The following is a 6,747-nucleotide window of genomic DNA, read 5'->3' on the forward strand; positions in this document are numbered from 1 at the left end:
CGGCGGCGCGGGGCAGCGCCGCCCGGTGCAGCGCGGCCAGCCCACCGCCCAGGCCGGACGCGGCCCGCCCGCTGCCCTCGACAGCCCCGTCCACCACCACCTCGTCACCGGTACGCGTCGCCCGCGCCAACGCCCGGACGGGGCGTACGACAAGGGTGTGCTGGACGTCGTCGAGCCGGAACGCGCGGGCGAAGACCGGCCGCAGCGGGCCCAGCGCGGACGCCGGGTCGGCGACCGGATCCCGGCGCCAGCGCAGCGCCACCAGGCCCGCCCCGACCACCAGCAGCGCCAGCGGCACCAGCACGCTCGGCCCGACGTGGACCAGGCCGTCCTCGGAGCCCGCCACCGGCACGGTCGGGAACCGCAGCCGGTCGGCGAACGCCCCGACATACCCGGCCAGGCCGAGCAGCGCGGCGGGCACGGCCAGGAGCAGCACCGGCCAGCGCAGCAGCGCGGGAGGGTCGTGCGGCGCGACCAACGGGAGCCGGGGCTCGCCGAAGAAGGCCCGCAGCAGCAGCCGGCCCGCGTACCAGGCGGTGACCGCCACGCCGACCAGCCCGGCGATCCAGACGATCCAGCCCACCCAGGACGGCGCCGGGCCGGTGCCCTCCAGCGCGGCCGACTCGGCGACCGTGAGCACGCCGTCCTTGCTCCAGAAGCCGGCCAGCGGCGGCACACCGGCCAGCGCGCCCAGGCCCACCACCGTGCACCAGAAGGTCACCGGCATGCTGCGCCGCAGGCCGCCCATCTCCGACATCAACGTGGTGCCCACGGCGTGGATCACCGCGCCGGCGGCGAGGAACAGCAGCGCCTTGAACGCGGCGTGGGTGAGCAGGTGGAACAGCGCCGCCGACGGTGAGCCGACCGCCAGCGCGCCGGTCATGTAGCCCAACTGGGACACCGTCGACCAGGCCAGCACCCGCTTGATGTCGTCCTGGGCGGTGGCGGCGAGCGCACCGAGCAGCAGGGTGATCGCACCGATCACCCCGAGGACGGTGAGCGTCACAGGCGCGGCAGTGAACAGCGGGTAGAGCCGGGCCACGGCGTACACCCCGGCGGCGACCATCGTCGCCGCGTGGATCAGCGCGGAGATCGGCGTCGGACCGGCCATCGCGTCCGGCAGCCAGGTGTGCAACGGGAACTGCGCGCTCTTGCCGGCGACCCCGGCGAGCAGCAGCAGGCCGGCGGCGGTCAACGTCACGCCGGAATGGTGGTGGGCGAGCACGTCGGTGATCCGGAAGCTGCCCGTCGACACACCGAGCAGCGCGATGCCGAGCAGGAAACCGACGTCACCGACGCGCGTCACCAGGAACGCCTTCATCGCGGCGGCCGGAGCGCCGGCAAGCCGGCGGTCGTGGGCGATGAGCAGGTACGAGCAGAGGCCCATCACCTCCCACCCGACCAGCAGCATGATCAGGTCACCGGCGACCACCACCAGCAGCATCGCGCCGGTGAAGAGGCTGATCTGTGCCGCGTACGGCGGGTAGCGGTGGTCGACGTCGATGTCGTCGTGCGGGCCGCGCCGCAGGTAGCCGATCGAGTAGACCTGCACGGCCAGGGCGACCGCGGTGACCGCCACCGCGACCAGCGCCGCCGCGCCGTCCAGCCGTACGCCCAGGGTCACCGCCAGCCCACCGATGTCGACCCAGGTCGTCGACGTCTGGGTCGGAGCGTCCACGGTCACCAGCAGCGCGACGGCCAGCGCCAGCGCGCCGGCCGCGCCGACCACCCCGAGTGTCACGGCGACCGTCCGCGCCCGGTCACCGCCCGCCGACTCCGGCCGGTGGCGCGGGGCTGGCGGCAGCAGCAGGCCGAGCAGACCCGCGGCCAGCGGTACGGCGGGCAGCAGCGCCCCGAGCAGCCCGGTCACCGGCCCGCCTCCACATCCTGGCCGACGGTCCGCGCCGAGACGGCAGGCTCGGTCAACGGCACGTCGTCCACCGCGACGGTCGCCCGCAGCCGGTAGAGCTGAAGGACGATCGCCAACCCCACCCCGATCTCGGCCGCGGCGAGGACGATGACGAACAGCGCGAAGACCTGCCCGGAGTGCGGCAGCACGGCACGGGCGGTGGTGTCGGCGGTGACCAGGATCAGGTTGACCGCGTTGAGCATCAGCTCGACCGCCATCAGCACCAGCACCGCGTTGCGCCGACGCAGCACGCCGTAGACGCCGAGGCCGAACAGCAGCGCGGCGGTGACGTACGGGATGACAGGCCTCACCGGCGCCCCCCGGCGTCCACGTCGGCCTCGCGCGGCGCCGCCGGGCCGGCCGGAGCCGTCGCGTCGAGCGGCACGGCGCCGCCGTCGCGCGGCGGGCCGGGCCGGCCGATGTCCGGCCGGGACAACACCACCGCGCCCACCAGCGCGGACAGCAACAGCACCGAGAGCACCTCGAACGGCAGCACCCAGGACTGGAAGATCTGCTCGCCCAGCCGCTCGGCGGTGCCCGCCTCGGGCAGCTCGACAGTGCTCCACCGGTACGCGTCGACAAGCAGGACGGTCAACCCCAGCCCGGCGCCGCCGCCGATCAGGGCGGCCGGCCAGCCGGGCCGGTCCAGGTCGTCGGAGGCGCCGATCGGCGCCCGGGTCAACATCACCGCGAACAGCAGCAGCACCACCACCGCGCCCACGTAGATCAGCACCTGCACCCAGGCCACCAGCTCAGCGCTGAGCACCAGATAGTCGCCGGCCAGCGCGCCCAGGCAGACCACCAGGTAGAGGCCGGCGCGGACCAGATGCTTCGTGGTCACCACCAGCACGCCGGCACCGACCGCCACCGCGCCGAGGGCGAGCAGCAGCACGTCCGCGCCGGTCACCGGACCGCCCTTCCCACTCGGGCGGTCACGACGCGGGATCCTGGTCGGCGTCGGGGCGTACCGCCGGCGGAGCCGGACGCGCGGCCTTGCGCGCGGCGGCGGTCTCCTCCTTGGCCGGCTCACCGTTCGGGTCGTGCGCGGGCGGCGGCGGCACCGTGGCCATCCACTGACCGAGGTGGTCCTTGTCGTGCAGCAGGTCCTTGATGTCGTACTCGGCGTACTCGAACTCCGGCGACCAGTAGAGCGCGTCGAACGGGCAGACCTCGATGCAGATGCCGCAGTACATGCAGAGCGAGAAGTCGATGTCGAACTTGTCGAGCACGTTGCGCTGGCGGGGACGGGCGGCGCCGGGCACCGCCACCTCCTCCTTGTGCGAGTCGATGTAGATGCACCAGTCCGGACACTCGCGGGCGCAGAGCATGCAGACCGTGCAGTTCTCCTCCGACAACGCGATCACGCCCCGCGAGCGGGGCGGCAGCTCGGGTGCCACATCCGGGTACTGCTGGGTGGTCGAGCGGCTGGTCATCGTCTTGAGGGTGACCGCCAGCCCCTTCACCAGACCCGCACCGGGCAGGCCGCGGTCGCCGGTGCCGCAGGTCGGGCCGCCGTGCTCGCTGGGGTCGGTCATGTGGACCATCCTGCCCTGTGGCCCCGGCGCGCGCGACCACCACCCACAGGTCCGAGGCGGTACCGTGGTCGCGGGGAGAACGACCGCACCTGGAAGGACCCACCCATGACCGCCGCTCCGCAGAGCGACTACCCGCCCGAGAGCGAGTGGACGACTGACGATCTGGACGCGCTGCCCGAGGATGGCCGCCGCCGGGAACTGCTCGATGGAGTGCTGCTGATGTCCCCCTCCCCCACCCGTACCCACCAGAGCATCGCGATGCGTCTAGGTGCCGCGCTCGACGAGGACTGCCCCGACGGCTACGACGTGACGCAGGCCGTCGAGGTGCGGATCAACCGCACCCGGTCCTTCATCCCCGACGTGCTGATCACCACCGCTACCGCGGCGGCGCGCGAGCCGTCGAAGTACGAGCCGCACGAGGTGGTCGTCGCCATCGAGATCGTCTCACCGAACACCCGCTCCATTGACCGGGTGTTGAAGCCGGCGCTGTACGCCCAGGCCGGCATCCCGTTCTACTGGCGGATCGAGACGGAGGGTGGCGCGTTGGAGGTCGTCACCTACCGGATCGACGCGGTGAACGAGGTCTACACCGAGACCGGGCGGTGGACGAAGTTCGTCGACACCGGCGAGCCCTTCCCGATCAACCTGCCGATCAGCCGGATCACGCCCCGGGTCCGTTGACGACGGTCGGTGGGAGCATCTCGACGCCGAGCTGCTGGAGCAGTTGGAACAGCTCGTTGCAGCTCCACACCTCGACGATCCGCCCCGCCGCGTCGAAGCGCAGGAACGTCGCTCCCGAGTAGCTGACCACCTGGCCGGTCGGCGGCACCGGCCCGAACTGGCCCATCTGGGTGCCGGCCGCCCGCCAGTGCACGGCCACCCGCTCCCCCGCCGCCACCACGTCCACGATCTTGTAGCGCAGGTCCGGGAAGGCCGCCCGCCGCTCCCGGTGCCAGGCCAGTGTGGCCTCCGGGCCGGTCCCGCCCAGCCCCGGGCACTCGTCGGCGACCAGCTCGTACGCCGATTCCTCCCGGCGGGCGTTCCACACGTCGGCGATGAACCGCCGGGCCGTCGCCTCCGCATCCGTCACCCCGGCAGGGTAGCCGGACACACCGTGGTAGATCCGTGAGGATGGGGTAGAGACAGGGGAAAGAACCGGGAGGGTCACGTGGGCGAGGAAACAGGCGGGAAGTACGTCGAGCCGGGTGGCGAGTTCACCCGCGACCAGCGGTACATCGCGACCCGGATCACCGAGGACGGGCGGGACGGATACCCGGTGGAACCCGGCCGGTACCGGCTGGCGGTCAGCCGCGCCTGCCCGTGGGCCAACCGACTGATCATCGTGCGGCGCCTGCTCGGCCTGGAGGACGCCATCTCGATGGCGGTGGCCGGCCCCACCCACGACGCCCGGAGCTGGACCTTCGACCTCGACCCCGACGGCCGCGACCCGGTGCTCGGCATCGAACGCATTCAGGAGGCGTACTTCAAGCGCTTCCCCGGCTACGAACGCGGCATCACAGTCCCGGCGATCGTGGACGTGCCGACCGGGCAGGTGGTGACAAACGACTACGCGCAGATGAGCCTGGACCTGTCCACCCAGTGGAGGGCGTACCACCGCGAGGGCGCCCCGCAGCTCTACCCCGAGCACCTGCGCGAGCAGATCGACGAGGTCAACGCCGTGGTGTTCCGCGACGTCAACAACGGTGTCTACCGGTGCGGCTTCGCCGGCAGCCAGGAGGCGTACGACAAGGCGTACCACCAGCTCTTCGACCGGCTGGACTGGCTGACCGAGCGCCTGACCGACCAGCGTTACCTCGTCGGCGACACCATCACGGAGGCCGACGTGCGGTTGTTCACCACGCTGGTCCGCTTCGACCCCGTCTACCACGGTCACTTCAAGTGCAACCGGCAGAAGCTGAGCGAGATGCCGGTGCTGTGGGCGTACGCCCGGGACCTGTTCCAGACCCCCGGGTTCGGCGACACCATCGACTTCGACCACATCAAGCGGCACTACTACGAGGTGCAGCGCGACATCAACCCGACCGGGATCGTGCCGCTCGGCCCCGACCTGTCCAACTGGCTCACCCCGCACGGTCGGGAGTCCCTCGGCGGCCGGCCCTTCGGCGACGGCACACCACCGCCGCCGCCGGTCGAGCCGGTCGACCCCGCGCACACCCCGCTGCGCTGACTCCCGGGGACGGGTCAGAGGGCGACGCGGACGGCTGCGGTGAGGACCAGTTGCGCGAGGGAGGCCGGCACCAGGACCAGCCAGCAGAGCCGCTGGAGCTGGTCCTCGCGCAGCCGGGGGTAGGACACCCGCAGCCAGATGATCACGAAGGCGACGGCGAAGACCTTGAGCAGGGTCCAGAGCCAGCCCAGCTGGTCGTCGGCGAACGGGCCCTGCCAGCCGCCGAGGAACAGCACAGTGGTCAGCGCGGCGATCACCACGATGCCGACGTACTCGGCGAGCAGGAAGAACGCGAAGCGCAGACCCGTGTACTCGGTCATGTAGCCGAAGACCAGCTCGGAGTCGGCCACCGGCATGTCGAACGGCGGGCGGCGGATCTCGGCCAACCCCGCGACGAAGAAGATGATCATCGCGGGTGCCTGCCAGAGCAACCACCACGGCTGCCACGCCTCGACGATGCCGGAGAGGCTGAGCGTGCCCGCCGCCATCGCCACCGAGGCGGCGGCCAGCACCAGCGGCAACTCGTAACCGAGCAGCTGCGCGGCCCCGCGCAGCCCGCCGAGCAGGCTGTACTTGTTGGCCGACGCCCACGCTGACATGAGCACCGCCACCACACCGACGCCGACCACGGCCAGGACGAAGAACAGGCCGATGTCCAGCGGTTGCCCGACCAGGTCGTTCGGACCGAGCGGGATGACCAGCAGCACGAGCAGGTAGGGCACCAGCGCCACCGCCGGGGCCAACCGGAACACCGCCCGGTCCGCCTCACGCGGGGTCACGTCCTCCTTCTGCACGAACTTGACCCCGTCGGCGACCAGCTGGGCCCAGCCGTGGAAGCCGCCCGCGTACATCGGGCCGAGCCGGCCCTGCATGTGCGCCATCACCTTGTGCTCGGTCTGGCCGACCAGCAACGGCAGGGTGAGGAACGCGACAAGCACCCCGCCCACCCGCAGCACCAGCTCCACCCAGAGCGGCATCAGCGCGTACCCCCGTCGTCGTCGGTGCCGTCGGACGCCTGCGGGTCCGCGACCGGCCCGGGCGGCGCGGACCCCGCCGGGCCGTCGGCGGCGCCGGCGGGCCGGGGAGTACGCGCCGGACGGGCCCCCGGTGCCGGC

Annotated in this window: 8 protein-coding genes; 2 read left to right on the top strand and 6 right to left on the bottom strand. The window is 72.4% G+C overall.

Annotated features, from left to right (window positions below; genetic code table 11):
- The 4 genes from FHG89_RS32625 to FHG89_RS32640 all read right to left on the bottom strand — a co-directional run.
- Positions 1 to 1,870, bottom strand: a 1,870-nt coding sequence (locus tag FHG89_RS32625; RefSeq protein WP_139588224.1) for an NADH-quinone oxidoreductase subunit 5 family protein, incomplete at its 3' end; no start/stop codon positions are given.
- Positions 1,867 to 2,220 carry an NADH-quinone oxidoreductase subunit NuoK gene (gene nuoK, locus FHG89_RS32630; protein ID WP_139588225.1) on the bottom strand — a complete coding sequence of 118 codons (354 nt, stop codon included), beginning with the start codon at positions 2,218 to 2,220 and terminating at the stop codon, positions 1,867 to 1,869. The genes nuoK and FHG89_RS32625, both read right to left, overlap by 4 nt.
- The gene (locus FHG89_RS32635; RefSeq protein ID WP_139588226.1) at positions 2,217 to 2,816 is read right to left on the bottom strand and encodes an NADH-quinone oxidoreductase subunit J family protein; all 600 of its coding nucleotides are present in this window, start codon (positions 2,814 to 2,816) and stop codon (positions 2,217 to 2,219) included. The genes nuoK and FHG89_RS32635 overlap by 4 nt, the downstream gene beginning before the upstream one ends.
- Positions 2,817 to 2,841: 25 nt before the next feature.
- Positions 2,842 to 3,453: a NuoI/complex I 23 kDa subunit family protein gene (locus FHG89_RS32640; protein ID WP_139588227.1), complete on the bottom strand. Its 612-nt coding sequence runs from the start codon at positions 3,451 to 3,453 to the stop codon at positions 2,842 to 2,844.
- A gap of 96 nt (positions 3,454 to 3,549) precedes the next feature.
- Here FHG89_RS32640 and FHG89_RS32645 point away from each other — a divergent pair, with 96 nt between their 5' ends.
- The gene (locus FHG89_RS32645; RefSeq protein WP_139588228.1) at positions 3,550 to 4,125 is read left to right on the top strand and encodes a Uma2 family endonuclease; all 576 of its coding nucleotides are present in this window, start codon (positions 3,550 to 3,552) and stop codon (positions 4,123 to 4,125) included.
- Here FHG89_RS32645 and FHG89_RS32650 read toward each other — a convergent pair.
- Positions 4,106 to 4,534: an ester cyclase gene (locus FHG89_RS32650; protein ID WP_139588229.1), complete on the bottom strand. Its 429-nt coding sequence runs from the start codon at positions 4,532 to 4,534 to the stop codon at positions 4,106 to 4,108. The genes FHG89_RS32645 and FHG89_RS32650 overlap by 20 nt on opposite strands.
- A gap of 78 nt (positions 4,535 to 4,612) precedes the next feature.
- Here FHG89_RS32650 and FHG89_RS32655 point away from each other — a divergent pair, with 78 nt between their 5' ends.
- Positions 4,613 to 5,632, top strand: coding sequence for a glutathione S-transferase family protein (locus tag FHG89_RS32655; protein WP_139588230.1), 1,020 nt, complete (start codon positions 4,613 to 4,615; stop codon positions 5,630 to 5,632).
- Between the two features lie 14 nt (positions 5,633 to 5,646).
- On the opposite strand, the gene FHG89_RS32660 is transcribed toward FHG89_RS32655, so the two are convergent.
- Entirely contained in the window at positions 5,647 to 6,609 is a 963-nt protein-coding gene (locus FHG89_RS32660) for a complex I subunit 1/NuoH family protein (RefSeq protein WP_139588231.1), read from the bottom strand.
- Between the last annotated feature and the right edge of the window lie 138 nt (positions 6,610 to 6,747).

The organism is Micromonospora orduensis, assembly GCF_006228125.1.
GTDB classification, from domain to species: Bacteria; Actinomycetota; Actinomycetes; order Mycobacteriales; family Micromonosporaceae; genus Micromonospora; species Micromonospora orduensis.